At 66.6% G+C, this 26,384-nt stretch carries 26 protein-coding genes; 13 read left to right on the top strand and 13 right to left on the bottom strand.

The window, feature by feature from the left end:
* Positions 1 to 41 precede the first annotated feature (41 nt).
* From secF to yajC, 3 genes are all read right to left on the bottom strand, one after another.
* The gene (secF, locus tag OHB26_RS25690; protein WP_330179813.1) at positions 42 to 1,274 is read right to left on the bottom strand and encodes a protein translocase subunit SecF; all 1,233 of its coding nucleotides are present in this window, start codon (positions 1,272 to 1,274) and stop codon (positions 42 to 44) included.
* The gene (gene secD / locus OHB26_RS25685) at positions 1,274 to 2,983 is read right to left on the bottom strand and encodes a protein translocase subunit SecD (RefSeq protein ID WP_330179812.1); all 1,710 of its coding nucleotides are present in this window, start codon (positions 2,981 to 2,983) and stop codon (positions 1,274 to 1,276) included. The genes secF and secD overlap by 1 nt, the downstream gene beginning before the upstream one ends.
* Before the next feature lie 97 nt (positions 2,984 to 3,080).
* A complete protein-coding gene (gene yajC / locus OHB26_RS25680) occupies positions 3,081 to 3,476 on the bottom strand; it encodes a preprotein translocase subunit YajC (protein WP_330179811.1) in 396 nt (131 codons plus the stop codon).
* 189 nt (positions 3,477 to 3,665) lie between these two features.
* Here yajC and OHB26_RS25675 point away from each other — a divergent pair, with 189 nt between their 5' ends.
* Complete coding sequence (locus tag OHB26_RS25675) at positions 3,666 to 4,586, top strand: helix-turn-helix domain-containing protein (RefSeq protein ID WP_330179810.1); 921 nt, start codon at positions 3,666 to 3,668, stop codon at positions 4,584 to 4,586.
* A gap of 1 nt (position 4,587) precedes the next feature.
* On the top strand, positions 4,588 to 5,115 hold the full coding sequence (locus OHB26_RS25670; RefSeq protein ID WP_330179809.1) for a dihydrofolate reductase family protein: 528 nt from the start codon (positions 4,588 to 4,590) through the stop codon (positions 5,113 to 5,115).
* A gap of 83 nt (positions 5,116 to 5,198) precedes the next feature.
* Here OHB26_RS25670 and OHB26_RS25665 read toward each other — a convergent pair whose 3' ends face one another.
* Positions 5,199 to 6,692: a flavin-containing monooxygenase gene (locus tag OHB26_RS25665; RefSeq protein WP_330179808.1), complete on the bottom strand. Its 1,494-nt coding sequence runs from the start codon at positions 6,690 to 6,692 to the stop codon at positions 5,199 to 5,201.
* Between the two features lie 96 nt (positions 6,693 to 6,788).
* On the opposite strand from OHB26_RS25665, the gene OHB26_RS25660 reads away from it, so the two are divergent.
* From OHB26_RS25660 to OHB26_RS25650, 3 genes are all read left to right on the top strand, one after another.
* Positions 6,789 to 7,421, top strand: coding sequence for a TetR/AcrR family transcriptional regulator (locus OHB26_RS25660; RefSeq protein ID WP_330185785.1), 633 nt, complete (start codon positions 6,789 to 6,791; stop codon positions 7,419 to 7,421).
* Between the two features lie 73 nt (positions 7,422 to 7,494).
* Complete coding sequence (locus tag OHB26_RS25655) at positions 7,495 to 8,055, top strand: DivIVA domain-containing protein (RefSeq protein ID WP_330179807.1); 561 nt, start codon at positions 7,495 to 7,497, stop codon at positions 8,053 to 8,055.
* A gap of 162 nt (positions 8,056 to 8,217) precedes the next feature.
* Positions 8,218 to 9,708, top strand: coding sequence for a phospholipase D-like domain-containing protein (locus tag OHB26_RS25650; protein ID WP_330179806.1), 1,491 nt, complete (start codon positions 8,218 to 8,220; stop codon positions 9,706 to 9,708).
* A 49-nt stretch (positions 9,709 to 9,757) separates the two neighbouring features.
* Here OHB26_RS25650 and OHB26_RS25645 read toward each other — a convergent pair whose 3' ends face one another.
* On the bottom strand, positions 9,758 to 10,975 hold the full coding sequence (locus OHB26_RS25645) for a hypothetical protein (protein WP_330179805.1): 1,218 nt from the start codon (positions 10,973 to 10,975) through the stop codon (positions 9,758 to 9,760).
* A 211-nt stretch (positions 10,976 to 11,186) separates the two neighbouring features.
* Here OHB26_RS25645 and OHB26_RS25640 point away from each other — a divergent pair, with 211 nt between their 5' ends.
* Both OHB26_RS25640 and OHB26_RS25635 read left to right on the top strand, forming a co-directional pair.
* Positions 11,187 to 11,588 (top strand): hypothetical protein, encoded by a 402-nt coding sequence (locus OHB26_RS25640; protein WP_330179804.1) that lies wholly within the window; start codon positions 11,187 to 11,189, stop codon positions 11,586 to 11,588.
* A gap of 166 nt (positions 11,589 to 11,754) precedes the next feature.
* A complete protein-coding gene (locus tag OHB26_RS25635; protein ID WP_330179803.1) occupies positions 11,755 to 12,528 on the top strand; it encodes a TIGR03084 family metal-binding protein in 774 nt (257 codons plus the stop codon).
* Positions 12,529 to 12,611: 83 nt separating this feature from the next.
* Here OHB26_RS25635 and OHB26_RS25630 read toward each other — a convergent pair whose 3' ends face one another.
* From OHB26_RS25630 to OHB26_RS25610, 5 genes are all read right to left on the bottom strand, one after another.
* Positions 12,612 to 13,751: an ABC transporter substrate-binding protein gene (locus OHB26_RS25630; protein WP_330179802.1), complete on the bottom strand. Its 1,140-nt coding sequence runs from the start codon at positions 13,749 to 13,751 to the stop codon at positions 12,612 to 12,614.
* Between the two features lie 25 nt (positions 13,752 to 13,776).
* Positions 13,777 to 14,733 carry an ABC transporter permease gene (locus OHB26_RS25625; RefSeq protein WP_330179801.1) on the bottom strand — a complete coding sequence of 319 codons (957 nt, stop codon included), beginning with the start codon at positions 14,731 to 14,733 and terminating at the stop codon, positions 13,777 to 13,779.
* Between the two features lie 40 nt (positions 14,734 to 14,773).
* The gene (locus tag OHB26_RS25620; protein WP_330179800.1) at positions 14,774 to 15,613 is read right to left on the bottom strand and encodes an ABC transporter ATP-binding protein; all 840 of its coding nucleotides are present in this window, start codon (positions 15,611 to 15,613) and stop codon (positions 14,774 to 14,776) included.
* A 70-nt stretch (positions 15,614 to 15,683) separates the two neighbouring features.
* The gene (locus OHB26_RS25615; protein WP_330179799.1) at positions 15,684 to 16,883 is read right to left on the bottom strand and encodes an amidohydrolase; all 1,200 of its coding nucleotides are present in this window, start codon (positions 16,881 to 16,883) and stop codon (positions 15,684 to 15,686) included.
* 32 nt (positions 16,884 to 16,915) lie between these two features.
* Positions 16,916 to 17,665 carry a sulfite exporter TauE/SafE family protein gene (locus OHB26_RS25610; RefSeq protein ID WP_330179798.1) on the bottom strand — a complete coding sequence of 250 codons (750 nt, stop codon included), beginning with the start codon at positions 17,663 to 17,665 and terminating at the stop codon, positions 16,916 to 16,918.
* A 207-nt stretch (positions 17,666 to 17,872) separates the two neighbouring features.
* Between OHB26_RS25610 and OHB26_RS25605 the strand changes: the two genes are divergently transcribed.
* The 5 genes from OHB26_RS25605 (at position 17,873) to OHB26_RS25585 (ending at position 22,574) form a co-directional block, all read left to right on the top strand.
* Positions 17,873 to 18,496, top strand: a complete 624-nt coding sequence (locus OHB26_RS25605) for a GntR family transcriptional regulator (RefSeq protein ID WP_330179797.1) — start codon at positions 17,873 to 17,875, stop codon at positions 18,494 to 18,496.
* A gap of 156 nt (positions 18,497 to 18,652) precedes the next feature.
* Complete coding sequence (locus OHB26_RS25600; protein WP_330179796.1) at positions 18,653 to 19,918, top strand: amidohydrolase family protein; 1,266 nt, start codon at positions 18,653 to 18,655, stop codon at positions 19,916 to 19,918.
* Positions 19,919 to 20,119: 201 nt separating this feature from the next.
* Positions 20,120 to 21,343, top strand: coding sequence for an oxygenase MpaB family protein (locus tag OHB26_RS25595; protein WP_330179795.1), 1,224 nt, complete (start codon positions 20,120 to 20,122; stop codon positions 21,341 to 21,343).
* A 75-nt stretch (positions 21,344 to 21,418) separates the two neighbouring features.
* The gene (locus OHB26_RS25590) at positions 21,419 to 22,102 is read left to right on the top strand and encodes a TetR/AcrR family transcriptional regulator (protein WP_330179794.1); all 684 of its coding nucleotides are present in this window, start codon (positions 21,419 to 21,421) and stop codon (positions 22,100 to 22,102) included.
* A 127-nt stretch (positions 22,103 to 22,229) separates the two neighbouring features.
* Positions 22,230 to 22,574, top strand: a complete 345-nt coding sequence (locus OHB26_RS25585) for a hypothetical protein (RefSeq protein WP_330179793.1) — start codon at positions 22,230 to 22,232, stop codon at positions 22,572 to 22,574.
* A 6-nt stretch (positions 22,575 to 22,580) separates the two neighbouring features.
* Here the strand turns inward: OHB26_RS25585 and OHB26_RS25580 are convergent, their stop codons facing one another.
* The gene (locus OHB26_RS25580) at positions 22,581 to 22,949 is read right to left on the bottom strand and encodes a hypothetical protein (RefSeq protein WP_330179792.1); all 369 of its coding nucleotides are present in this window, start codon (positions 22,947 to 22,949) and stop codon (positions 22,581 to 22,583) included.
* A gap of 258 nt (positions 22,950 to 23,207) precedes the next feature.
* Between OHB26_RS25580 and OHB26_RS25575 the strand changes: the two genes are divergently transcribed.
* Complete coding sequence (locus OHB26_RS25575; protein WP_330179791.1) at positions 23,208 to 24,014, top strand: hypothetical protein; 807 nt, start codon at positions 23,208 to 23,210, stop codon at positions 24,012 to 24,014.
* Here OHB26_RS25575 and OHB26_RS25570 read toward each other — a convergent pair.
* Both OHB26_RS25570 and OHB26_RS25565 read right to left on the bottom strand, forming a co-directional pair.
* Positions 23,946 to 25,181, bottom strand: a complete 1,236-nt coding sequence (locus OHB26_RS25570; protein ID WP_330179790.1) for an amidase family protein — start codon at positions 25,179 to 25,181, stop codon at positions 23,946 to 23,948. The two genes, OHB26_RS25575 and OHB26_RS25570, sit on opposite strands and share 69 nt — an antisense overlap.
* Positions 25,181 to 26,323: an acetamidase/formamidase family protein gene (locus OHB26_RS25565; protein WP_330179789.1), complete on the bottom strand. Its 1,143-nt coding sequence runs from the start codon at positions 26,321 to 26,323 to the stop codon at positions 25,181 to 25,183. The genes OHB26_RS25570 and OHB26_RS25565 overlap by 1 nt, the downstream gene beginning before the upstream one ends.
* Between the last annotated feature and the right edge of the window lie 61 nt (positions 26,324 to 26,384).

Here is a 26,384-nt window from a genome sequence, read left to right as displayed (position 1 = left end):
GGCGAGCCTTGTTTCCAATCACTTGCCGCAACCCCCTGCGCTCAGTGCCTTCTCTTGGTTCGTTTCCCACTCGGTCGAGTGCCGGGACGCGGAGCGTCGGCTCCACCGCGCGGACGCGGCGCCGCGCCTTCCCGCCCGGCCGCGACGGTCACCGGACGGCTGGCCGCACCCGCGCGCTGCGCGGCGGATTCGGTGGCGCGACCGGTGGAGGCACCCGAGCGGCGCGCGAGCACCTTCTTGGTGTGCGCGGCCACCGGACCCCAGCGCTCCTTGATGGTCACCAGCAGCGGCACCGCGAAGAAGATCGAGGAGTACGCGCCGACGATCATGCCGACCAGCTGCACCAGCGCCAGATCCTTGAGCGTGCCCACACCGAGCAGCCACACCGCGACCACCAGCATGCCGATGATCGGCAGAATGCCGATGATGGTGGTGTTGATCGAACGCATCAGCGTCTGATTCGCCGCCAGGTTCGCCTTCTCGGCGTAGGTGTGCTTGCTCAAATGCAGTACACCCTCGGTGTTCTCCTCGACCTTGTCGAAGACGACCACGTTGTCGTACAGCACATAACCCAGAATCGTGAGCAGGCCGATGACCGCCGCCGGCGTCACCTCGAAACCCACCAGCGAGTAGATGCCCGCTGTCACAACGAGATTGAAGAACAGCGAGCCGATGGCCGCGATGGACATATCGCGTTCGAAGCGAATCGCGATGTACACCATGGTCAGTACGACGAACACCACCAGCGCCAGCAGCGCCTTGTGCGTGACCTCGCCGCCCCAGGTCTCGCTGATCTCGGCGGTGGAGATGGCGTTGATACTGGGCTGCCCGTTGGAATCCTTCGGCTTGAAGGCTTCGAAGAGGGCGTTCTGCAATTTGTCGGTCTGATCCTTGTCCAGGGTGTCGGACCGGATCTGGATGGCCGCGGCCGATCCGGAGCCCACCTTCTGCACCGTGACCGCGTCATGGCCGAGGGTCTGGGAGTAGACCTTCTCCACCTGCGAGGTGGTCACCCCGTCGCCCGCGGGCAACTGGATGCGGGAACCACCGGCGAAGTCGATACCGAGGGTGAACCCGCGAATCGCGATGGAGGCCACCGCGATCGCCAGCAGCAGCGCCGCGAGACCGTAGAACAGCTTGCGCCGCCCGACGATCTCGAAACCGCCGGTGCCGGTGTACAACCGCTCGAACAGGCTGTGCTTACGCGTGGCCTTGTCCGACTCGTAGTCGAGTTCGGAATCGATATCCAGGACCGAACCGCTGTCGCGCGCCATCACGCCTCCTTCACCAGGACACCGGAGGCTGCCTTGCGCTCCCGGGCAATTTCAGCAACCGCGCCGAGACCGTTCACCGACGGCTTGGCCCAGAAGGCCGAGCGCGAGGCCAGCATCAGCAGCGGTGAGGTGACCAGGTACAGCACGATGATGTCGAGCACCGTGGTCAGACCCAGTGTGAACGCGAAGCCCTTCACCTGACCGGCGGCCAGGATGTAGAGCACCGCGGAGGCGATCAGCGAGACCGTCTTACCCGAGAGGTTGGTGCGCTGTGCGCGCTGCCAGCCACGCGGGACCGCGGAGCGGAAACTGCGCCCGCCGCGCATCTGGTCCTTGATGCGTTCGAAGAAGACGACGAACGAGTCGGCTGTCATACCGATACCGATGATCAAACCGGCGATGCCGGCGAGATCGAGGGTGAATCCGATCGAGCGGCCCAGCAGCACGATCAGCGCGTACACCGCCACACCGGCCGCGACCAGTGAGAAACCGGCCAGGAAGCCGAGCATGCGGTAGTAGAGCAGGCAGTACAGCAGCACCGCCACCAGACCGATGGCACCGGCGATCAGACCCGCGCGCAGCGAGCTCAAACCCAGTGTCGCCGAGACGGTTTCGGCCTCGGAGGTCTGGAACGAGAGCGGCAGCGAACCGTACTTGAGGGTATTGCCGAGCTCCTGCGCGGTGGACTTGTTGATGCCCTGGCCGGAGATCGAGGTGCTACCGCCGTACTGGCCACCCTGCTGCACGACCGGCGAGCTGACCACCTTGGTGTCGAGCACGAAGGCCAGCTGCTTGTTGTAGTACTCGGTGGTCAGCTTGCCCCAGGTGTCGGCACCGCCGGACTTGAAGTCCACCGAGACGACCCACTTGGATTCCTTCTGCACATACTGGCCGGAGGCGTCCTTGATCTCCTGACCGTCCAGGCGGGACTTGTCCAGCAGGTAGACCTCATTGCCCTCGACCGAGCAGGTCACCAGCGGCAGGTTCGGATCGTCATTGCCCTGCAACGGATCCGGCTTGCCGCAGTCCATGGTGAGCATGGCGGTCTGCTGGATCTGCGGATCGGTGCTCTGCCGCAGTGCCTTGGCCGCCTGGATCTCCTGCTGCGTCTGCTGCGCACTGGGCTGAGTGGGCGGCGCGGACGGGGTGGTCGGAGCCTGTGCCGGGAACACCCGATTCTGCGGGGCCGGAGCCTCACTCGTCGGAGCGTCGGCCGCGGGCGGCGTCTCCACGGGAGCGCTCGGCTCGACCGAGGACGGCGGTGGCGCGACCGGTTGCTGCGGCTGCTGTTGCTGCTGCTGGTTGACCGGTTGGCCGTTCTTCACCTGCGGGGCGATCGCCTGCAGCACCGGGCGGATGTACATCTTGGCGGTGGTGGCGAGCGCCTTGGCCTGCGCGCCGTCCTCGCCCGGAACCGTGATGACCAGGTTGTCACCCTCGATGACGACCTCGGAACCGGAGACACCCAGGCCGTTGACGCGCTGCTCGATGATGCTCTGCGCCTTGCGCAGACTGTCCTGGCTGGGCTTACCGCCGTCGGGCGTGCGCGGCGTCAGCGTGACGCGAGTGCCGCCCTGTAGGTCGATGCCGAGCTTGGGGCTCGCCGATTTGTCTCCGGTGAAGAAGATCAGGCCGAACATCACGGCCACCAGTGCGGCGTAGACGCCGAGCAGGCGCAGCGGATGCGCCGTTCCCTGGGAAGGTGGCACAGTACTTATCTCCTAGGCGGATCAGTGATGGATCGAGCGGGCACACCGCAGCGCCGTCGGCCACCGGATCACGGCGGGCCGACGGCGCGCGGGAATGTCAGTCCTTGGACAGCTTGGGAGCGGCGTCGGAGTTCTCCGACCCCTCGGCACCGTCGGAGTTCTCCGAGGCGGTGACGCTGTCGGACCCGGACTCCGCGATGGGGGCCTCGGTGTCGGTCGACTCCTCGACGGCGGTGGCATCCTCATTGCGGATCTCGCGGATGCTGGCGCGCAGCCAGGTGGTGACGACATCCTCGGCGATCTCGAGATCGACGGAGTCGTCATCGGCCTCGACGACGGTGCCGAACAAGCCCGATGTGGTGACCACGCGGTCACCGACCTTCAGGGTCTCCTGCATCTCGGTCACCTTGGCCATCTCCCGCTTCTGGCGGCGGACGCCCAGGAACATCGGGATGAGCAGAGCAACCAGCAGCAGCGGCAGCAGAAGGTCCATCGTCGAAGTCAGCCCTTAATTTGAGTGGTCGAATGGGTCGTTTCCCAGACAGTCTGCCAGGAGAACCTGAGATAGGGCGCGCCGACCTGTATCGGATTCGCCCAGGGCGAATGCCGTGGGCCGATGCGGGGAGACGACACAGCAAGATCGGTCAAGCGCGCGAGCATCCGCTCGGGCCAGACTTATGCGGTGCACATCGGACGCGATCGACTTCGGGAACTGCTGGACGCGGTACTGGCGCAGGACAATTCGACACTCGGCGCGATGGCGGCGGACGCGTACTCCTCACCGTTCCATTTCTCCCGGCAGTTCGCGCACGGGACCGGGGAATCACCGGTGGCACTGCGGCGGCGGGTATTGCTCGAACGCGCGGGGTGGCAATTGAGTCGCGGCGAGAGCGTCACCGAGGTGGCGTTCGCGGCCGGATACGAATCGGTGGAGGGATTCAGCCGGGCCTACAGCCGGGCCTACGGACATCCGCCGAGCGGGACCGGGTCCGAGCGGGCGGCGCGCTGGCTGCCGACGGTGAACGGGGTGCATTTCCATCCGCCCATGTCGCTGTGGGTGCAGCGCGAAGCGAAGGGACGGCCGGATATGGATCCGACGGCGGTCATGCTGCATCACGATGTGGATGACATCCGGGAGCTGCTGGAACGGGCGGCGGGATTGACCGACGAGGGGTACCGGCGGGTGCGCGCACCGGGGTTCTCGGTCCTGGACTGGGACGGGGTCGAGGAGTCCATCGCCGGGGTGCTGGCCAATCTGGTGTGGACGCGCGAGGTGTGGCTGGCCGCCATCGACGGAGCGGATACACCCGAGAAACCGGGCGACGACGCGAGCGCCCTGCGGGAGCGGTTCGAGGAGCTGGTGCCGCGCTGGCTGGGCGCGGTGCGCGATATCGATGCGCGCGGAGCCTGGAGCGACACGCTCATCGACGCCTTGTGCGAGCCGCCGGAGAGTTTCGTGCTCGGCAGTGTGATCGCCCATGTACTGACCTATTCGGCGCATCGCAGACTGCTCGTCCGAGCCTGGCTGCGCGCCGAAAAACCTGATGACGCAGCGGAAATCGGCCACGGGGATCCCATTATGTGGCTACGACGGAGAGGTTGAGATGTCCTTCACCACCTACTACACCGCCAGCAGTCTGGACGGATTCATCGCCGATGCGGAGCATTCCCTGGATTGGCTGCTGACCCGTAAGAACGACAGCTCGGGTCCGATGGGTTATGACAATTTCATCGCCGAGATCGGCGCGATCGTCATGGGGGCCAATACCTATCAATGGCTGTTGGATCATGAACCCGAGTCCTGGCCCTATGAGATGCCCGCATGGGTGGTGACCCATCGCGAGTTCGAGGCGAGGCCGGGGCGCGATATTCGCTTCACCAGCGCGGCGATTCCCGATATTCACCGGCAGATGGCGGATGCGGCCGGGGATAAGAAATTGTGGGTGGCCGGCGGCGGCGGATTGGCCGCGGAGTTCGCCGAGCACGGACTGCTGGACGAGATCATCGTGTCGTTCGCGCCGGTCACCCTCGGATCGGGTGCGCCGATATTTCCCGCGCGACAGGAGTTGCGGCCCGTCGAGGTCGCCTTGAACGGTGAACTCACCTGCGCCCGTTACGAAGTCGTCAAATGAGATAGGTACCTGACCGCGCGGCCGGAGCCGACCCACCGGCCGCGCGTCTCCGTGCCGGACCTACCCGGCGCGGAGTCTCCAGGTCAGGCCGATCGCGTGCCGTAGGTGTAATCGTCGAGCGGGAAGCTCGTGGCCTCGCGATGCGCGTTCAAGGTGCTGGTGGGGCGCAGCAGGGCCGCCTCACCGTGCTGGTTGTAGTAATAGCTGCGCGCGGTGGAGCATTGGCCGCTGTAGAACACCGAGGAGTCCAGCTTGTCGGTGACCCGATCCAGGAATTCGGTGTTGGCGTGCTCGGTCACCTCGAAGACCTGCTCACCGCGGCGCTGCATCTCACCGAATAGTCGGCCCATATGCTTCATCTGGGCCTCGATGGTGGTGAAGTAGGACAGGCCGCTGTACGAGTACGGGCTGTTGAGGCAGACGAAGTTGGGGAACTTCGGCACGGTGACGCCCTCGTAGGCCTGGAAGCGGTTGTCGCGCCAGAACTTTCCGAGGTTGACGCCCTCGCGGCCGATGATCTCGATGGCCGGGAAGTTCACATCCCACAGGTTGAAGCCGGTGGCCAGGATCAGGGTGTCGATCTCGGTCTTATTGCCGTCGGCGGTGACGATGCCGTCCGGTTCGATGTGATCGATCGAGTTGGTCTCCAGTCGCACATGCGGTTCGTTGAAGGTCTTGAAGTACAGGTTGGAGAAGGTGGGGCGCTTACAGCCGAAGTCGTAGTCCGGGGTGAGCTTCTCGCGGGTTTCCTTGTCCTTCACCGAGGTTCGCAGATGCGCCTTGGCCAGCACCGCGGCGGCCTTGTTGAGCGGTTTGGCCTGCTTGAAATGCAGTACGCCCACGACCATGAGGGCCTCCAGCATGGTGGTGTTGACCATCCGAGCGGCCTTCTGCGTCAAGGGAACTCGCGCGAACAGGCGCTGCACCGGCTTGGGGATGGCGGTGTCGACCTTGGGCACCACCCAGATCGGGGTGCGCTGGAAGACGGTGAGCGCCCGCGCCTTCTTGGCGACCTCCGGAATCAACTGCACGGCGGTGGCTCCGGTGCCGATGATGGCGGCCTTGTGATCGGTCAGATCGAAGTCGTTCTCCCACCGGGTGGTGTGGATGATCTTGCCCGCGAAGGTGTCGATACCCGGGAACGGCGGGGTGTACGGCTGGGACAGGAAGCCGGTCGCGGCGAGCAGATAACGCGCGGTGAGGGATTCACCATTCTCGATGGCGACCACCCAGTGCTGCCGCTCGTCATCCCAGCGCGCTCCCCCGACCACGGTGTCGAAGCGCATGCGGCGGCGCAGATCGTATTTTTCGGCGACGTGCTCGGCGTACTTCTTGAGCTCCGCGCCGGGCGCGAACAGGCGCGACCAATTCGGGTTGGGCTCGAAAGAATAGGAGTAGGTGACCGAGGCGATATCGACCGCCAGGCCCGGATAGTGATTGACATGCCAGGTGCCGCCGAGATCATCCTCGCGCTCCAGGATGAGGAAGTTGCTCAGGCCGAGCCGGTCCAGCTCGATACCCGCCCCCATACCGCCGAAACCCGCACCGACCACGATGGCGTCGTACTGAGGTGCCACGCCGAACCTCCCTGCAAAACTGCGGCCCATAAGCCGCATGTGACTCGGTTGTCACGGAATGACATCTCATTCCGTTTGTGAACACCGTATCATCGGATCGTGACGAAGCCATCCTCCCGAATCGAACGACGTAAGGCCGAGCTCCGCCAGGAGATCATCGATACCTCGTTCGCCCTATTCGCCGAGAAGGGCTATCACGCCACCGGCATTGCCGATATCGCCGCCGAGCTGGGCATCGGGCATGGCACGTTCTATCGGTACTTCGCGAACAAGCGGGACATCATCGATCACGTCATCGACGATCTGGCGGCCCGGATCATCGAGGCGCTGGGCACCGAGAACGCACCCGATGCCGCCGAGAGCCTGGAGGGGTACCGAGAACAGTTGGAGCGCATCGGGACCGCGCTCAACGAGATCTTCCTGGCCGACGCGCGGGTGGCGCAGCTGCTGCTTTTCCAGGCCACCGGTATCGATACCGAGTTGACCATGCGGCTCTACGGACTCCTGGATACCGCCGACGCGCTGACCACGGCGTATCTGGAACACGGTGTGGAACAGGGTTATCTGCGCGCGGATCTGGACACCGTCAATACCGCCAAGGCCGTGACCGGCATGCTGCTGGCCGCGATCCTGCACGGGCTGCGCAATCCGGAACCCGATGATGCGGCCCGCGCCGGACTCACCCGGGCCATCCGCCGACTGCTCATCGACGGCGTCCGCAGGGACTGAGCTCGGCGCGCGGTTTCCGACAAAGCGGATCCGCAAGGGGCGGCGACGATTCGGACATGAGCACATTGGCACAATGACCGGCGTGACCCCCGACGACGTTCGCCGCAGACACTTCGGCACAGCACCGTTCGGGCACCACGGCTATCACCCCGGCCAGGTGGACGCCTTCTGCGCCCGCATCGCCGACACCATGTCCGGCCGCGATCATCTGAGCGCGGCCGATATCCGCCTGGTCGAATTCGACGGCCCACCCTCCGGCCATCGCGGCTACGACATCGACCAGGTCGACGAATTCCTCGACCGGATCTGCATGGATCTGGAGTACCTGCGCCGCGGCCACCCCCTCATCGCCCCGGTCCGCCAAGAGGACCCCCTCACCCACGACGATGTGTTGCGAGTCCGGTTCTCCGCTCCCCCCTTCGGCCTATCCGGTTATGCCGCAGAGGAAGTCGGCGCATTCCTGGACCGATTGGCGGCGACCCTGGCCCACGACGGCCCCAATGGGCTGACCGCGGAAGACGTGCGCAGCACCGCTTTCCACACCGCCTCCCCCGGTACCGCCGCCTACCACCGCGAAGAAGTCGACGCCTTCCTGGATCTGGTCGCCCATCAACTAGCCAAGACCACCAGCTGAGTCTCCGCCGAGGAGTACGCGCAGCGCCACATCGGCGATCTGTCGTAGCTCGTCGCGGCCGCGTCCGGCCGCGGCCTGGACGGCGGGCGTAGACAGGCGCAGTAGGGTGAATTGTCCGTCTGTGGGGGCGGGTGTGCGGGCGGACGAGAGAACTGATTGCGCATGGTTGACGAGCGACGAATCCTCATTCCCGGCGAAACCTGCTGGCAGCTAGCGCGGGCCGATCGGCTGGCATGCATTGTCGATGCGGCGGACTACTTTCGCCATGCCAAGTCCGCGATGTTGCGGGCGCGCAAGCGGATTGTGCTGATCGGCTGGGATTTCGACACCCGGATCAAATTCGAACCGCAGGGTACGACCCTCGACGGGCCGAACAGGCTGGGCGAATTCCTGTCCTGGCTGCCCGGGGAGCGACCGGATCTCGAGATATATCTGCTGAAATGGAATATCGGCGCGTTCGCGGCGATCACCCGCGGTATGACACCGGTCTTCGTCCTGAATTGGCTGACCGATCGGCGACTGCACTTCGAGATCGACGGCGCGCACCCGGTCGGTTCCGCGCACCATCAGAAGATCGTGGTGATCGATGACGCGCTCGCGTTCTGCGGCGGCATCGATATGACCGTCGACCGCTGGGATACCGGCGACCATCGCGACGACAACCACTACCGCACCGAGCCCGGCGGTAACCGGTACGGGCCGTGGCATGACGCGACCACCGCGGTCGACGGCGAGGCGGCCCGGGCGATCGGGGAATTGGCCAGGGCGCGCTGGAAAGCCGCGACGGGACAGCAGCTCGACCCGGTCCGGGAGCTGGACCGGGACTCGCCCTGGCCGGACACCTTGACACCGACCATGCGATCGGTGGATGTCGGTATCGCGCGGACCCTCCCCGAACTCGCCGACCGCGCCGAGGTGCGCGAGATCGAGGCGCTGTATCTGGCGGCGATCGCGGGCGCCACCCGATCGCTGTATATCGAGAGCCAGTATCTGGCCTCGCGCACACTCGCCGAGGCGATCGCCGAACGGCTGCGCGAGCCGGACGGTCCGGAGATCGTGCTGGTGCTCCCGCGCAATGCCGACGGCTGGCTGGAACAGCAGGCCATGGACGGGGCCCGCCGCCGCCTGCTGCATCTGCTGTGGCAGGCCGATACCGGGAACCGGCTCGGCGTCTACTATCCCGTCACCACGAGCGGTGCGCCGATCTATGTGCACGCCAAGGTATTGGTGATGGACGATCGTCTGCTGCGGGTGGGCTCGTCGAACCTCAACAACCGTTCGATGGGATTCGACACCGAATGCGATCTGGCCGTCGAGGTCACCCCGGATACAGCCGACGCCGATCAGCTGCGCGCGTCCATTCTGTCCATGCGGCGCAGCCTGATCTGTGAACACCTCGACGCCGACCCCGCGAAATTCGATGCCACACTTGCCGAGACGTCCTCGCTGCTGCGCACCGTGGAGGCGCTGCGCGGCGGCGGCCGCACCCTGATGCGGTTCGAACCGGAGACCGTCGAGAACGAGGACAGTCCGCTCGCCGAGAACGAACTGATGGATCCCGAACGCACCCCGCCGAGCCTGTGGGACACCCTGCTACCGAGCCGGAATCTGCGCCGCCTGTGGGCGATGCGGACGAGTCGGACTTCGGACTGACGCTCCAGTCCGGTGCCCGGTGCGTCGCGGATATATCGGGGCGGGCCGGTCAACTGCGGGCTCGGGCGAACTCCGGGAAGCGTTCTCGCAGGGCGAGGTCGAGGGCGGTGGCCCGGGAGCGGGAGTCGAAGGGGCCGAAGGGGTCTCGCAGGCTGCGGAAGGGGCGCAGATACCAGTGCATCAGGTCCGCGGCTTGGACGGGCTGATCGTGGAGTAGGCACCAGACGATCGCGCCGCGCAGGCGGGCCGCGTTGAAGCGGACGCCTTTGTCCCTGGTTCGGGCCGAGTCGAGCAGGGCGGTGGGGTTCGGCCAGCGGGTCAGCCATGCGGGGATCGGGCCGCGCACGAATTCCATGAACCAGGAGACCGCGCCCTCGATATCGGCCGTATCGCCGAGGCGGCGTTCGCGCCCCGGACCCCAGCGCTGATCCAGTTGTGAGAAGCTCAGATCGTCGATTTCACCGAAGCGGCGGTCGCCCGCGATCTGCCAATCCAGCCAGGTGGATCGGGGTAGGTCGGCCAGTACGCGGCCTACCTCTGGGTCGAAAAGTGAGGCGTAGCCGTCTATTTCGATGCCGCCGTATCCGGTGCGGGTGATATGGGCCGCTATTGCCGCGGTGATACCGGGGATGGCGGTGGGGGCGGTGAACCAGACGCGCCAGTCGTCCAGGCCGGGGACGGCCGTGAAGCCTTCGGCGGCAAGTGCTTCCGTCAGGCGCGCGGTGAAAGCGCTCAGCAGCGCACCGGTTTCGGGTAGCTCCAGGGTCTCGAACGGCTCCGCCACATCCGCCTCGGTGGCGATCCCCATGCCGTAGCTGTAGCCGGTGAGCTCCTCGGCCAGGTAGATCGGCAGATCGAGCGGGGTCGCCACCGGATCCGCCGCACAACGCGCCCGGGCCGAGGCGTATTCGGGCGGAACCTGGCCTGTCACAAAGGGATCCTCGGAACCTCCGCACGGATCGAAACCCACGGACCACCGCTGGGAGCCGTTCACCCAGCCCTCGATACAGCGGTATCCGCCGTGCTCCTCCATTTCGAAGGAGATCATCTCGCAGCCGGTCGAGAGCCGGGGCGGGTCCACGATCGCCTCGATCTCCTCATATCCACCATCGGCGACGACCAGGTACCAGCCGTCGCGGGCGGCCGCCCCGGCGAACGGCAGCTCCGGGGTTTTGCCGCGCTCCCCCGTGCGCCGCAAACCCAATTCACCGCACACCCGTTCCGATGTCTTGCCGCGCACCGCGACCCAGCCGACCGACGCTCCCATGGTTCCCTCCCCGCGAATACTGTCCCTGCCAACGTATCGAGGAACCGCCATATCCGCCCGGGGACCGCCGCCCGAGCCGGTGTCAGCGGACGTGTCAGCCGGGTGTCAGGCCGGTATCAGCGCGGGCCGCCAAAGTAAGCGCATCGAAGAAAACGACCGAGACCGACCCGGTTCCGGCCACTGCCACAAACGCTTTCGAGGAGCGACCAGCATGTCCGTCACCATCACCCTGACCGATCAGAACCAGTCCACCCTGCGTATCGCCGCCTACGGTGCGGTCTCCCTGCTCGCCGCCGCCGGTGCGCCGCACAAGGGCATGACGAACGGTTCCATCGCCTTGACCTCGGCCACCGGCGTGGTCGGGCATGTGCTCTCCGCGAAGGCTCGCGATATCAAACTGACCGGCAAGTCCGTCGCCGAACTCGCCGAGCAGGTCCTCCCGGCGCTGACCGAGGCCATGACCGTACTCGGACAGCAGGATCCGAATGAGGCCGAGAACTTCCGCGGCACCGTCCTGGTCGCCGTCGAAGCCACCACCCAGACCGGCAAGGGCGCGCCGACTCCCGCCGTGGCGGCCATGGCCCGCAAGATCACCGCCGCCCTCGACGCTTGATCGCCGCACCCAGGCTGCGGCCGTACCCGGCGCGACGACCTACGGAATGGAGATATCCGGTCTTCGCGCCGTGCGGCGTTCCATATCCCACAGCATCGTCCACGTGAACTACCGTCGTTGACAAAGCATTTCGACCCATGACCGCCGATAGGTGAAGGTGATACCGATGCTGGATTACGGTCTCGACATGTCCGGTGTGCGGCGCGATCTCGCGCTACCCGCCCTGGTGGCCGAAGGCGATGAGCTCGAAGCGCTGGTCGCCGCGCAGAGCGATTGGACCCTGCCCACTCCCGCCGCGGGCTGGACGATCGCGCACCAGATCGCGCACCTGGCCGCGGCGGACGCGAATGTTCTCATTGCCATCCGAACCCCGGCCGCATTCGAGGATGTGCTGAAAAAGGTTGCGGCCGAGGGCGATCGATCCGCCGATCTCGATGCCGCGGCGGGCGCGGCCGAACCGCGATCGGAATTGCTGGAGCGGTGGCGCACCGGACGCGCCGAGGTGGCCGTCGCGCTCGCCGATATCCCACTGCGGCAGGGATTTCCATGGTTCGGCTCGGAGCTGACCGCCACCCTCATGGTGCCGCTCAGGCTGATGGAGACCTGGGCTCACGGTCAGGACATTTTCGAAACCCTTGGTGTCCGGCATCCCGCGACGGACCGGCTCGAATATGTGGCCGCATTGGGTGTGGCGGGGCTGGGACTGTCGTTCTACGCCGCCCAATTACCCACTCCCGCAGAGCCATTCCGTGTCGAACTGAAAGCCCCCCACGGCCACACCTGGGCATGGGGCCCGGAGGATGCCACCCAGCGGATCTACGGCAGCGCCCTGGACTTCTGCCTCCGAGTCACCCACCGCGCATCCCGAGCCGAGACCGACCTCACGGCAGTCGGCCCGGACGCGGACAAATGGCTCGATATCGCCCGCGTCTTCCTCTGACGAGTCCTCCCGGGACAGGCGGCCCAATCGAACCGGCCGGACCGCCCTCTCGTGATCGGATAGGGCGGTCTCGGTGTGGCAGGTCAGCCCTGGGCCTTCAAACCCTTTGTGGTGTCGATGAATTCATTGGTCACCAGGTCGGCGGCGGTGAGGCCGTCGGGGACCTGCTGGCCGCGGGCCTTCAGGATGGGTGCGACCTGGGCGATGGCGCGGTCGACGCGGGCGGTGTCGAAGTTGCCCAGGGTGTTGTCGGGTCCATTGCCGATGATCTTCTCGGCGAGCTGCACCTTGACCGAATCGGCATTACCCCCGGCGGTGATCGGCGGGCCGTCCGGAATGCCCTGCGAGATGCGCAGCAGCGCCTCATTGGTGGGTGCCGGGTTCGTGGCGTAATCGATCTGGGCCTGCTGCAGCATGGGGACCAGCTTCCGCAGGCACGGGCGGAGCTTGTCGAGTTCGCCGGTGCGGACGGACCAGGCGTGCGGGTAACTCTCATAGCCGGAGTCGGCGACCAGCAGGTTGCCGGTGGGCTTCTGCCAGCCCTTCACATCGTGTTCCCAGCGGTAGGGCTCATTGGATACGTAGCCCTGCTGCATGACTCGGCCCTTCTCGGCGACGAACCGGCTGGGGGTGCCGTCGTAGGAGGCGTCGAGCTGCTCCTTCTTCACGAAGCCGTGGTCGACGAGGTAGTCCATATACGGCTTGCCCTCGGAGTACAGGATGGGCGCGCCGGTGGCGGCCACGTCCTGCCAGGACTTGACCTGCGGATAGGTGGCGGGATCCCACATGACGATCTGCGGATTGACATCCAGGGAGGCGAAGACGCCGGTGAGCGGGGTCTTGGCCTTGGCACGCACCTGCTCGTCGGTGGGCACCAGCCCCAGCGTGATGCTGGTGTCCTGATACATCTGCGCGGGCACCGGCTGACCGCCCAGGAATGGACCACCCAGGCGCACTTCGACATTCACGCCGGTGTCGCCGAGCGGACCGACGTACGCGCCCTTCTTGGCGTCGACCGTGCCATTGGGTCCGACCAGCTGATAGGCGGCGGCCCGCTCCGGCGTGGCATACCAGTCCGTCTGGATCACCACGGTGGCCGGGCACACCCCGGCGAGTACGCCCTGACCGGTCGGCTTGGGCGAGGATGATTCACCACCGCAGGCCGTGAGCACGAGGCTGAGACTGCCCGCGAGGGCGGCAGCGGCGAGGAGACGTTTCTTCACGAGCATTCCTTGATTTCGAGAGGGTTCAGCGACGTTTGCCGTGGGCACGGTCGACGCGGGCGGCGAGAAAGTCGAAGGCCCAGAACAGGATCAGGCCGACCAGGGAGGAGAGCAGGAGTGCGGTGAGCAGCTCCTCGGTGGCCAGGCGCTGCCGGTAGACATCGATCATGCGGCCGATGCCCGGATCGCCCTGGCGGAAGAAGAAGTCGGCGACGATGGAGCCGATGACGGCCATTCCGGCGGAGATCTTGAAGCCGGTGATCATGGCCGGAAAGGCCGCGGGCAGTTGCAGTTTCAGCAGGCGCTGCCAGCGGGACGCGCCGTGCAGGGTGAACAGGTCGTGCTCGGCGGCGTTCACGGATTTGAGGCCGAACAGGGTATTGGTGATAACCGGGAACAGCGACACCATGACGCAGACGATGACGCGACTGCCGAACTCGTAGCCGAACCAGAAGCCGAACAGCGGCACCACGGCGAGCACCGGAATGGTCTGCAGTACAACGGCGTACGGATAGAGCGAGTACTCGGCCCACTTGGCCTGGCTCATGATCACCGCGAAGGCGACGCCGAGCGCGATGGCGATGATCAGGCCGGTGAGCGCGATCTGCACGGTCGAGCCAAGGGCTCCGAGGATCTCGGTACGCGTGGCGGCGTTCAGCAGCCCCTTGGAGAGCACCGATTCCGGTGGGGGCAGCAGGAATCGGGAATCCTCGGCGATGACGAAGTGGCTCACCACCGTCCAAGCGGTCATGACCAGTATGAAGACGACAACCGGCGCGAAGACCCGAATCGGCGCGATAGCGAAGGGCCAGTGCGGTTTTCGCGGCGCGCCCCCGACCGGTCCGGGCGTGGCGTCACCGCGATCGGCGGCGGAGACCGGCTCGACGGCGGTAGCGCCCGGCGTACGCTCCGGCTGTTCGCCCGCGATGGCGGCGGCGACAATGGTTGCGGCGGTGGCGGAACGGGCGGTGGCGGCGGTCATACTGCCTCCTCACAGGTCTCGGCGGGTGCGGTACCGGCGGTCATGCGGCCCGCTCGGCGGGATCGAGCCGTTCGGCCTCGTGTAGCGCGGCCGAGACGGTGGCGGCGATCTCACCGAACTCGGGGGTGTAGCGCAGTTCGGGTGCGCGCGGGAAGTCCAGTGGGACAGCGATATCCGCCGCCACCCGGCCGGGGCGACCGGTGAGCACGATGATTCGGGTGGACATGAAGACCGCCTCGGCGACCGAGTGGGTGACGAAGACCCCGGTGAAGTTCGAACGGCGGTAGAGCCCGCTCACCTCTTCGTTGAGCCGCTGGCGGGTGATCTCGTCGAGTGCGCCGAAGGGTTCGTCGAAGAGGAAGAGCTCCGGGGCGCGGGTGAGCGCGCGGGCGATCGAGGTGCGCATCCGCATGCCGCCGGAGAGCTGTGCGGGCTTGTGGTTTTCGAAGCCGGTCAGCCCGACGCGCTCGATGGCCTCGGATGCGGCCGCACGGCGGGTGGCCTTGTCGACACCCGCCAGCTCGGCGGGCAGCTCCACATTGCGGAGCACCGACCGCCACGGCAGCAGGGTGGCCTCCTGGAAGACATAGCCGAGTTTGGTCGTGGCGACCTCGACGGTGCCGCCGGTGGGCTTGTCGAATCCCGCGGCCAGGCGCAGCAGCGTGGATTTACCGCAGCCGGAAGGCCCGACGAGGGAGACGAATTCGCCCGAGCGGATGGCGATATCGATACCGTCGAGAGCGTGGGTGCCGTTCTCGAAGACCAGTGACGCGTGCCGGAAAGCCAGCGCCGAACCGGTGTATACATTGCCGTCGGTATCGGCGGTGCTACTCCCGGCCCGGCCTCGGTCCGTTGTGGCTTGTGAAGCGGTGGTGCTCATGCTTCATAGTTCTATCGGGGGCTCATTGCCGTTCGCGGTCAACATGATTACGCCCCTGTTTCGTATACGATCAGTGCGCGGTGAGCACGCCATCGCGCGCCACGATCCGGCCGCGCTTGAGCACGAGCTGCCGGGTGGGTACGGAAACGACCGCGTGCGCGGGGGTTTCGGCGGCGACGGTGAACAGATCGGCGGCCGCGCCCGGGTGCAATCCATAGTCGGTGAGGCCGAGAACCTTTGCCCCGCCGTGGGTTCCGGCCGCGAGGGCCAGTTCGATCTCCGCGTCCGCCACCAGGCGGTCGCGGAAGGCGACGGTCATGATGCGGCGCAGCATGTCACCGTCGCCGTACGGGGTCCACAGATCGCGAATACCGTCATTGCCCAGCGCCAGACCCGCACCGGTCTCATGCATGAGCCGCACCGGAACCACCGGGGCGTCGCCGACCGCGCAGGTGACCATCGAAACTCCGGCCTCGGCAAGGGCTTCGGCGATGCGCCGCTGCTCCCCGGGGGCGAGTTCGCCCATGGCGTAGGCGTGGCTGATGGTGACTCGACCGGCGAGTCCGGTGGCCCGGGTGCGTTCGATGATCAGCTCGTACTGCCAGGCCCCGAGCGCGCCGCGGTCGTGCAGGTGGATATCGATGCGCGCGCCGTACTTCTCGGCCAGGTGGAACAGCAGATCCAATTGGCCGGTGGGGTTCCCGTCGTATCCGGCGGGGTCGAGCCCGCCGATCACCTCGACACCGCCGGCGAGGGCGGCCTCGAGGAGTTTGTCGGTACCGGGGCGATTCATCAGCCCGCCCTGCGGGAAGGCGACCAGTTGCACCTCGACACGGTCGGAGTATCGCTCCGCCGCGGCGCGTACCGCCTCCACACCGCCCAGTCCGACCTCCGGATCGATATCGATATGGCTGCGCACATGAGCGGTACCGCCGGAGATCATGGCGCCCAGCAGATTCGCCGCGTAGTCGGGGCTCGGCAGGCCGAGCTCCTCGCGACGGCCCTCACCATTGGCGATGCGGCCCCGCAGGGTCCGGCCGCCGCTATTGGGAATCCACGGCCCGCCGTACATGGTCTTGTCGAGGTGGCAGTGCGAGTCGACCAGGCCGGGCAGGACCAGCGCGCCCGCGAGATCGATGGTCTCGGTGGCGGTTTCGGTGAGGCCGGGGCCGACCTTGGCGATGCGGCCGGCACTGATCAGAATATCGGCGGTGGTCAGGGGCTCGCCCGGGGTCCAGGGGCGGCCGCCGCGGAGCAGTAGGTCGTTCATCGATACACCTTTTCTGGATGGGGATGGCGGAATCAGCTGAGCAGCATGGCGGTGCCCGCGCCGACGCCGAAGACAATGACGACGGCCCGGAAAGCACCGGGTCGCAGACGATCCGCGAGCTTCGCGCCCGCGATACCGCCGACCAGACAGGCGGGGGCCAGCACCAGCACGGCGAGCCAGTGCACCGGACCGAAGAGCGCCACCGCGACCATGGCGGTGGTCGAGACGGTCAGTGTGAGCACACTTTTCAGGCCGTTGAGCATGGTGATCGAGGCGTCGATACCCAGCGCGAGGGCGGTGAGCAGCACAATTCCCATACCGCCGTTGAAGTACGCGCCGTACATGCCGCCGAGGAAGACCCCCGCGAACAGCGGCAGCTGCGAATCACCCGCGCCGCGTCGTGCCGCCAGTCTCTTGGACAGCAACGGCTGTGCCGCGAAAAGCGCCGTGGCCGACAGGATCAGATACGGGACCAGCGCGGCGAATACCTTGGGCGGTGCGGCGAGCAGGGCGATCACCCCGCCCGACGCACCGACCGCACCGGTGAGAACGAGCCGGGGCACCAGCGCTCGATGCTCATCGAGTCGCTTGCGCAGTGCGGCCGCACCGCCCAGGTATCCGGGCCATACCGAGACCGAATTGGTGACGGTCGCCGCCACCGGGGGTAATCCCGTGGCCAGCAGCGCGGGAAATGACAACAGGCTGCCGCCACCGGCGATGGCATTGCAGACGCCCGCGCCGAAACCGGCGACGAGCAGAAGTACGAGATGCGCGGGATCCATGAAACCCTTCCGAACCGAGATGGTGCGCATCGTATACAAATCCGGCGCGGGTGGGCGACCCGAAGGCAACTCACGGGTTCATACAGTAGATTTGCGGGATCCCATCCGGCGCAGCCACGATGGATCGTATGCAAACCCGCCCGACCTTTCCCTTTGTGAGGCCGCAGTGACTTTCGTGAGCCCGCGGTGAGCAGCACCGTCCGGCGCATGACGCCGCAGCAACTGTGCCGCGCCATTCGCGATGACATCATCCGCGGGGAGTTCACCCCGGGACAGCGCCTCACCGAAGAGGCACTCGCCGAGAGTTACGGCGTCTCGCGAGTACCGGTGCGCGAGGCGTTACGCACCTTGGAGGCAGAGGGTTTCGCCTCGTCCCGACCGTATGCCGGGGTTTTCGTCGCCGAGCTCACCGAGGAGGAGGCGGCGGATCTGCTCGAGATCCGCGCGCGCCTGGAACCGCTCTGCGCCTCCCGCGCCGCCGTACGCCGCACGCCCGAACAGCTCGGCCGCCTCAAGGAATTGACGGCCCTCGGGCAGGATGCCGTGCGCGCCGGTCGGCTCGATGAGCTCGCCCGGTTGAACAGCCGATTCCACGAGGTGCTCGCCGAGGCATCGGGCAGTACCCTGCTCGAACAGCTCATCACCCAGCTGAGCTGGAAGATCGCCTGGGTGTACGCGGTCGAACTGCCGCGCCGCGCCAGCGATTCCTGGCATGAGCACGAAGAGATCTGTGCCGCACTGGAAGCCGGGGATCCCGACCGGGCCGCGCAGTTGGTGACCGACCATATCGCGCATGCCACCTACGCCTACCGGTTGCGTCAGCGCGATTGATCTCGCTCCGGCCGCCGACCCGGCTCCGCCCGGAATCACCTGCCCGCCAACGCGGCTCGTAACATCGGCGAAGCATTCGCCGTCCGAGATGGAAACATGGCGGTCGTATACAACCGGAGACGGCTTCACACCGAAGCCGCGCTCCGGGAGGTATCCATGGCAGAGCTGGTCCTGCGCAATGCCCGTATCGACGATGCCGCCGATCTGGTGGATATCGCCATCGAGAACGGCATCATCACCGCCGTCGGCGCACAGCTGCCCATTCACGCCCCGGACGAAATCGACTGCGCCGCACGGGTGGTCATCCCCGGCCTGATCGAATCCCACGTCCACCTGGACAAGGCCCTGCTCGATGCCGAACGCCCCAACCCCGACGGCACCCTCGCCGGAGCGATCGCCGTCACCGCCGAACTCAAGCGCGAGTTCACCGTGGAATCCATCCGGGACCGCGCCCGCCGGGTGCTGGATATGGCGATCACCCACGGCACCACCATGATTCGCGCGCACCCCGATGTGGACCCGATCGTCGGCCTCAAAGGCGTGCGCGCCCTGCTGGATCTGCGCGAGGAGTACCGCGGCCGGATCGATCTGCAGATCGTCGCCTTCCCCCAGGAGGGCATTCTGCAGGCCCCCGGCACCCTGGAGCTGCTCCGCGAGAGTCTGCACAGCGGCGCGGATGTCATCGGTGGCTGCTCCTACAACGAGCGCACCGCGCAAGACTGCCGCCGCCACATAAACCTGGTCTTCGACCTCGCCGCCGAATTCGCCGTCCCCGTCGACATCCACGCCGACTTCGCCGACGACCCCGGTGACCCCCGCTTCGCCATGGCCGACTACATCGCCGAGGTCACCGCGCGCACCGGCCTGTCCGGCCGCGTCACCCTGGGCCATATGACATCCCTGGCGGGCCAGGACCCCGCCCGCAGGCGGCATACCCTCGAGCACCTGGCGTCAGCCGGTGTCGCGGTGGTCCCGCTCCCCGCCACCGATATGCATCTTGGCGGGCGCTCGGACACCACCAATATCCGCCGCGGCATCGCCCCGATCCGCGAACTCTGGGCCGCGGGCATTCGAACCGCCTACTCCTCCAACAACATTCGCAACGCCTTCACCCCATACGGCAACGCCGATCTGCTGGATGTCGGCCTGTTCCTGGCTCAGACCTCACACCTGTCCGGCCCCGAGGACCTGACCCGGGTGCTCGCCATGGCGACCACCCAGGCAGCTCACATCACCGGCATCTCCCCCACCTACGGTCTGCGTCCGGGCGCCGACGCCGATCTGGTGGTGCTGTCCACACACCGGGTCGATCACGCTCTCCTGGACCGGCCCGCCCGCGCCTACGTCCTCAAAGCGGGCCGAATCGTGGCCCGCACCAATACATTCACCGAGCTCAGCCCCGCCCGCGCGCTGTCCAGGTGATCGCTCGGCATCACCGCGGTCCACTACTTCCCGCAGACCCGAGGTCCAGCTGGTTGAGCAGATTCTGAATGACGATCCACGGGTTCATGCTCGGTCCTTTACATCTCATGGTTGTGATGGCAGTCACGATATGTTGTCATGAAGAAACGCAGATACACAATGCGTGTCTTTGTATCTCTCTCAACGAAGAGGCTTGGCAGCATGGATGCACACCGACTCAACCGACGTGACGCGATGCGGGCAGGGGGCGGGCTCCTGGGCGCGGTCGGCGCCATGTCACTGGTCGCACGGACCGCGCGGGCGGAACCCTGGACGTGGTCACCGAACGATTCGATCGTCGGCAGCGGCGGCGGCGCGGACCCGCTCACCCTGTGGGATCCCGAAGCCGATCCGGTGGTGGCCAAGGTGATGGACGATGGCAATGTCCCCGAGGTCAATCGGCTGCTGGCGACCTGGACGCACAACACCCAACCGCTGCCGGACGGCCTGCCCCGCGAACTCGCCGATTTCATCGAATACGCCCGGCAACTACCGTCCTGGACCGATCAGGGCAAGCTCGCGAGTTCCTTCGACTTCACCAGGAAACGCGGACTGTATCTGGGTGTGCTCTACGCCTTCGCCAGCGGAATGATGTCCACGGTCATTCCGCACGAAGCACTCGCGGTGTACTACTCGCGCGGCGGCACACATCTGAAGGACCGCATCGCCAAGACCGCGAAATTCGGATACGACATCGGCACCGTCAATGCCTACGGCGACGGTGGTGAAATGGTCGTGACCTGCGTGAAAACCCGAATCATCCATGCCGCCGTGCGCCATCTGCTGCCGCAGTCACCGCACTGGCCCGCGGGGGTCACCCCGATCACCCAGGACGATCTGATGGTCACCTGGCACAGCCTGGCCACCACCATCATGCGCACGCTCAACAGCTGGCAATTGCGCATTCCCACAGCCGAATCCGAGGGATACCTGCACAGTTGGCAACTGGCCGGACATCTGCTCGGCATTCGCGACGAATACATTCCGGCCAGCTGGGATCAGGCCGATGCCCAGGCCGCACAGGTGCTGGACCCGATCCTCGCGCCCACCGCCGAGGGCATCAACCTGGCCGATCAGCTGCTCAACCTGGGCGCCAACCTGGATCTGACACTGCTCAGTCGCGGCATTCTGGGCGCGTTCACCCGATTCATCATGGGCGACAAGGTCGGGAACTGGCTTCAGATCCCCCGCGAGCCGGTGTGGAGTCCACTGCTGGAGGTGGCGTGGGGACCGTTCGTGGCGGTCCGCGAAGGCGTGCTGGCCGCCGCTCCGGCGGTCGATATCCCGTACTGGATGTTCGACGAGTTCCTGCGTCAGTTCGCCATGTGGTACGTCGCCGAACTGCGGATGCCGTTGAGCATCGAAATCCCGTTGACCAACCGGTGACACCGCGAGGCCGACCGTCAGTGGAACAATCGACGCAGAGTGACGGCGCCATCGACCGACTGACGGAGTAATGAGATGTCCCAGGAGACACCCGTGGAAGCCGCGCCTCCCGCAGCGGACGTATCGCTGTTCGAACGCGCCTACCGCGAGGCGATCGACCATATCGACGACACCGATCCGATCCGCACCCGCATCCTGGACGCCGCCGACGAACGCTTCCAGCACTGGGGAATTCAGCGTTCGACAATGGAGGATGTGGCGCGCCAGGCGGGTGTCTCCCGCATCACCGTCTACCGCCGCTTCACCACCAAGGATGAGCTGGTCGAGCATGTCATCCTGCGCGAGTTCCGGCGCTACTTCGATAAATTCCTCGGCGATATCGCCGCGGCGACCACTCCCGCCGATCGCGCGGTCCTCGGTTTCGTGAGCTCGCTGCGCACCTTTCGAGGCAATCCGCTGATCGGCACCCTGATCACCGCCGAACCCGATCATTTCATCGGCTCGCTCATCGGCGACGGCGGTCGATCGGTGGCCATGGTCAGCCAGTTCGTCGCCCACCAACTCCGCCAGGAACAACGCGCGGGCACCATCGGCGCGGACCTGAATGCCGATGTGGTCGCCGAACTGATGGTCCGGCTCTGCGCCTCGTTCCTGGCGATCCCGAGTCAGATCGTGGATATCTACGATGATGAGCAACTGGCCCGGATCGCCCGCCAATACCTCGTCCCGCTGCTCGGGCCGCCGCCCGCGCAACGCTGATCTCGCCTCGAACCCGTTCTGCCGGTGCGACTGTGGCCGGGACAAGAGCACACACCTGACAGACCGCGCGGATGATCGGCGCTATCGTGTGCGCACAGCTACCGATCGGATTATCGAGGAGGACGCTATGCGAAGGATCGTCCCGGCTCTGTCGACCGTGACGGCGTGGGCGGGAATCGGCGCCGCGTGCGCGGTCGCACTCGCCCCGGCCGCGGCGGCCGAACCCTCGATCTACGAACCGAGCATCACCCCGTGCGGTCACCTGTTCACGACCCCGCTCGAACCGCCGCGCCCCGGAACGAGTGTCTATTGGAGTCCCTTCGGCACCGCGGACATCGTCTGTTTCGACACCGGATGGCTGCCGATCAGCTACTACCAGCGTGATCCGGCGGGCCAGTGGCACGCCATGAACCAACTGATCCCGGGCAACTACTTCATCAACCTGGTCGGCTACGGCCATCTGCCCGCCTGAAAAGGATCACTCGCGGTAGATCGCGACGTGTGCCCCGGTGGCGGTGCCGACGCTCCAGGGACCCACGCATGACGCCGAGCCCGTCCCCGAGGGGCTGAACGAACCGCTCCAGGAACCGCTGTACGGGCCGACCGCCATGAGGGGGAACGAGTTCGGCACCCCGTGCAGGCCCCAGCAGTCCACGATCAGGGCGTACTCGCGCCCGGCGGGGGCGTCGACGTCATGGCAGGTCGCGGTGGCACCGGTGAGATCCCGGTTGATGGTGCAGTCTTCCGGCGCGGCTTGCGCTGTGCCGGAGCCGATTACGGCGGCGAAGCCCACGCCCAGCAGCGTGGCGGTGGTAACCCGTGCGGTGGCGGCCAGCGGTGTTCGCATTCGAATCCCTCTCGTTGGACAGCACTCCGAAACGATCATGTGTTTGTCGAATCCCCGGTCCGGGGCGTTACCAAACATGGCCCCCGGACCGACGCGGCGCACCCGGTCGCCCCCGACGGGCAGTGCTCCGGCGAGGACTTCTCGCCCATCGCGCGCTCCATCGTCCGGTACGCGGTTCGAGGACCAATGTCCCTGCCGGACGGTACCCGCGGCGGGACAGACTCATCGCATTCGAACTGCGGCGATGAGGAGACGAAGATGCCGAGCACGGCGCGCAGAGGGCTCGAACTGGTTTTCAATATGTCGTATCTGGCGGCGATCTGGGGGCTGGTGATCGCCATGCGGAGGCGGCGGGAGCGGGTGGAGCCCGCGGATCAGCCTGCGGCGGAACGACTTCGGGAGGCGTTCACACTGCTCGCCGTCGGCGATACCGCACATCTGACGCTGCGGGCGATCTCGCTGACGCGCGGGCCGGGACGGGGGTATGTGACGTGGCGGGGTCGGCGCGCCGGGTTGATCGGGCTGGGTGAGATGGCCACCTCGATCACCATCACGCTGTTCTACGTGTTGTCGCTGGATGCGTGGCGGCTCCGGTTCCAGCGGAGCTGGGATCGGTTCACCGGGGCACTGCTCGGGCTGTCGGTGGTGCGATTGCTGATGCTGGCCATGCCTTTCAATCGGTGGGATCGCGATGAGACGCCCGTGGGGTGGGGTGTGGACCGCAATATTCCGTTGCTCGTGGTCGGCGCGAGCGAGATCGCCGTGCTGCGGCGGGACAGTCGGCGCACCGGCGACCGCACCTTCGGCGCCCTGGCCAACGCGATGGCGGCTTCGTTCGCCTGCTATCTGCCCGTGGTGCTGTTCGCCCGGCGCATCCCGCAACTCGGTCTGCTGATGATCCCGAAAACCCTTGCGTACCTTTACATGGCGCTACGCGTCTATCGGGATCTCTATCGTGGCCGGGCATCCGGGCAGGCCGTGCCCGGGCCGGACGCGTCAGATGGCGGCGGCGAGGTGGCGAGCCATATCGATGAGGGCATGGTCGGTGTCGGGAGCGCCGAGTAGACAGAGGCCGGTGGGAATTCCGTCCACGGGGGCCAGCGGAAAGGTCACCGCCGGAAGCCCTGCCAAGGAAGCCAGACAGGTCAGGTGCAGGGTGCGGGTGCGACCCGCTTCCAGTTCGGCGGGGTCCGCGTCACGGTCGGGCGGCTGGGTCGCGGTGGTGGGCAGCAGCAGCATTCGACCCGCGAGAGCGGTGCGCAGGTGGGTGGCGGCGTCGGACAGCACCCGGCGACCCGCTCCGGCGGCGGCCGCGGTGATACCCGCGGCGAAGGAGAAGCGCTGGGCCACTTCGGGACTCAGGGCGCCGGGATGGGCACGGATCCAATCCCCGTGAGTGGCCCAGGCTTCGTGGGCCTGGACGGTGCGAAACGCGGTGAACCAGGTCTCGAGTTCGGTCTCCAGATCCACCGGGTTCGCCTCCACCGTCTCCGCAACGGCGAGCGTTGCCGCGGCCAGCGCCGGATCGGCGACCTCGCAGAGCATTCGGTCCACTATCGGCCGGGCAGGATTCGAGAGCGCGGGGCGCTGCGCCGCCGGTATGAGGCATTCGGCGACGGCGGCGAGGGTATGCGGATCGGCGGCGATCCAACCGACGGTATCGAAGGAGGGAGCCAGCGGGAGCACACCGCGAGTCGATATGCGGGCGTGCGTGGTTCGGATCCCCCAGAGACCCTGATAGGCGGCGGGAACCCGGATCGAGCCCGCGGTGTCGGTGCCGAGGCCGATCCGCGCCTCACCCCGCGCCACGGCAACCGCGGATCCGCTGGACGAACCGCCCGGAATACGCTGCGGCGCGGCCGGATTCACGGGCATGCCGTAGCCGCCATTGGCACCGGTGATGCTGTAGGCGAATTCGTCGGTGTGGGCGATTCCGGCGATATCCGCCCCGGCCCCGAGCAGGGCCGCGACCACGTAGGCGTGCCGGGGCTCGGGGTCGCCGAGATACTCCCGCACGCCCGCGCCCACGGCGAAACCCGCTACGGCATAGAGATCTTTGACCGCCACGGTGTGGCCCGTGAGCGCACCGGGGGCGGGCGCGGCGATCAGGGGCGCGCCGTGTACGCGCCACACACCATTCGCGAGTGAATCGTCGGCACCTCCCGGCTGTGAGGGCTCGTGTCGCGACATCTCGGCCTCCGGCGCGGCCGGATCGGCGGGCGCTCCGGCCATTACGCGCGCTCCAGAATGCGACGGGCCAGCTCCGTGGTGGCGTGCTGGGCGAAATCGGCGACGCGGATCTCGCCGTGCACGCCGCGCACCTGATCCACGGCCTGGGAGATATTGAAATCCGTTGCGGCACTCAGGTAGAGGTACGCCTGCTGCGGATCGGCATCGAACAGCGCCACCACCATTTCGATGGTATTGCGGACACATGCCTCCAGCGCCCTGTTCAGGTCCGGATCCAGTCCGGTGGGAATCACGAAGCCGTGCGCGGCGGCGAAGGGGCCGATAGGACGGCCGAGCCCTGCTGTCACCGTCGCGGCGGGAATCAGGTCCACCGTCAACCGCGCACGCAGCGGCGCTTCCAACGCGGTCAGCGCGACCTCACCATTGCCCTGCGCGAAGTGCGGATCACCGATATAGAACAGCGCATCGGAAACCTGCACGGGGAGAAAGAGTGTCGCGCCGGGCGTGAGACGGCGGATATCGATGTTGCCACCGTGCTGACCGGGCGGGACCGACGACAATCGCGCATCGGTATCGGTGGCCACCCCGATCAGCCCCAGGAACGGGTTGAGCGGAAATTCGGCGGCGTGCGGGCGATCGGGGTGCAGTGGCATGCGCCCGAACCACTGTCCGGCACGGGATTCCACGCTACAGAACTGGCCGTAATCACCGTCGAAGCCGAGCTTGTGCGCCAGTACACCGCGATTGTGCCGGGTGGAGACCACACCGTAGGGCGCGCGCATGGTGAGATCGTCGATACGAATGGCGAGCAGATCGCCCGGGCGCGCACCGTTCACCGCGATCGGCCCGGTGACGATATGCGGTCCGGCGAGCGAGTCCCGCTTGCGCGCGGTGGTGACTTCGATTGCGTCACAGAGGATATGGTCCCGCTCGACGCCATGCCTGCCGAAGTAGGCCACCGGATCCGAGCCCTGATCCTCCAGAATGCCCTCGTGGCTGATGGTGTCGATGAGCACCGACTGCCCGGGATCGATGCTCGCGATCGGTGTGTCGCCCGCATGGGGGATACGTCCCCACAGCACTTTGTCCGGCTCGGAGGCGATGTACCGCGCCTCGCCGCCGATTCCCTCGCCCTGTTGCAGCACCGCGAACGCGGGGGCGAATCCCTGCACAATCGACGTCACGCGCACACCTTCCCTACCCGACCGCAATTGGTCGGACCATCCGATGTGCCGACCATAGGAC

Origin of the sequence: Nocardia sp. NBC_01503 (assembly GCF_036327755.1) — a bacterium.
Classification (GTDB): domain Bacteria; phylum Actinomycetota; class Actinomycetes; order Mycobacteriales; family Mycobacteriaceae; genus Nocardia.
This window is presented reverse-complemented; position numbering and strand designations above follow the sequence as displayed.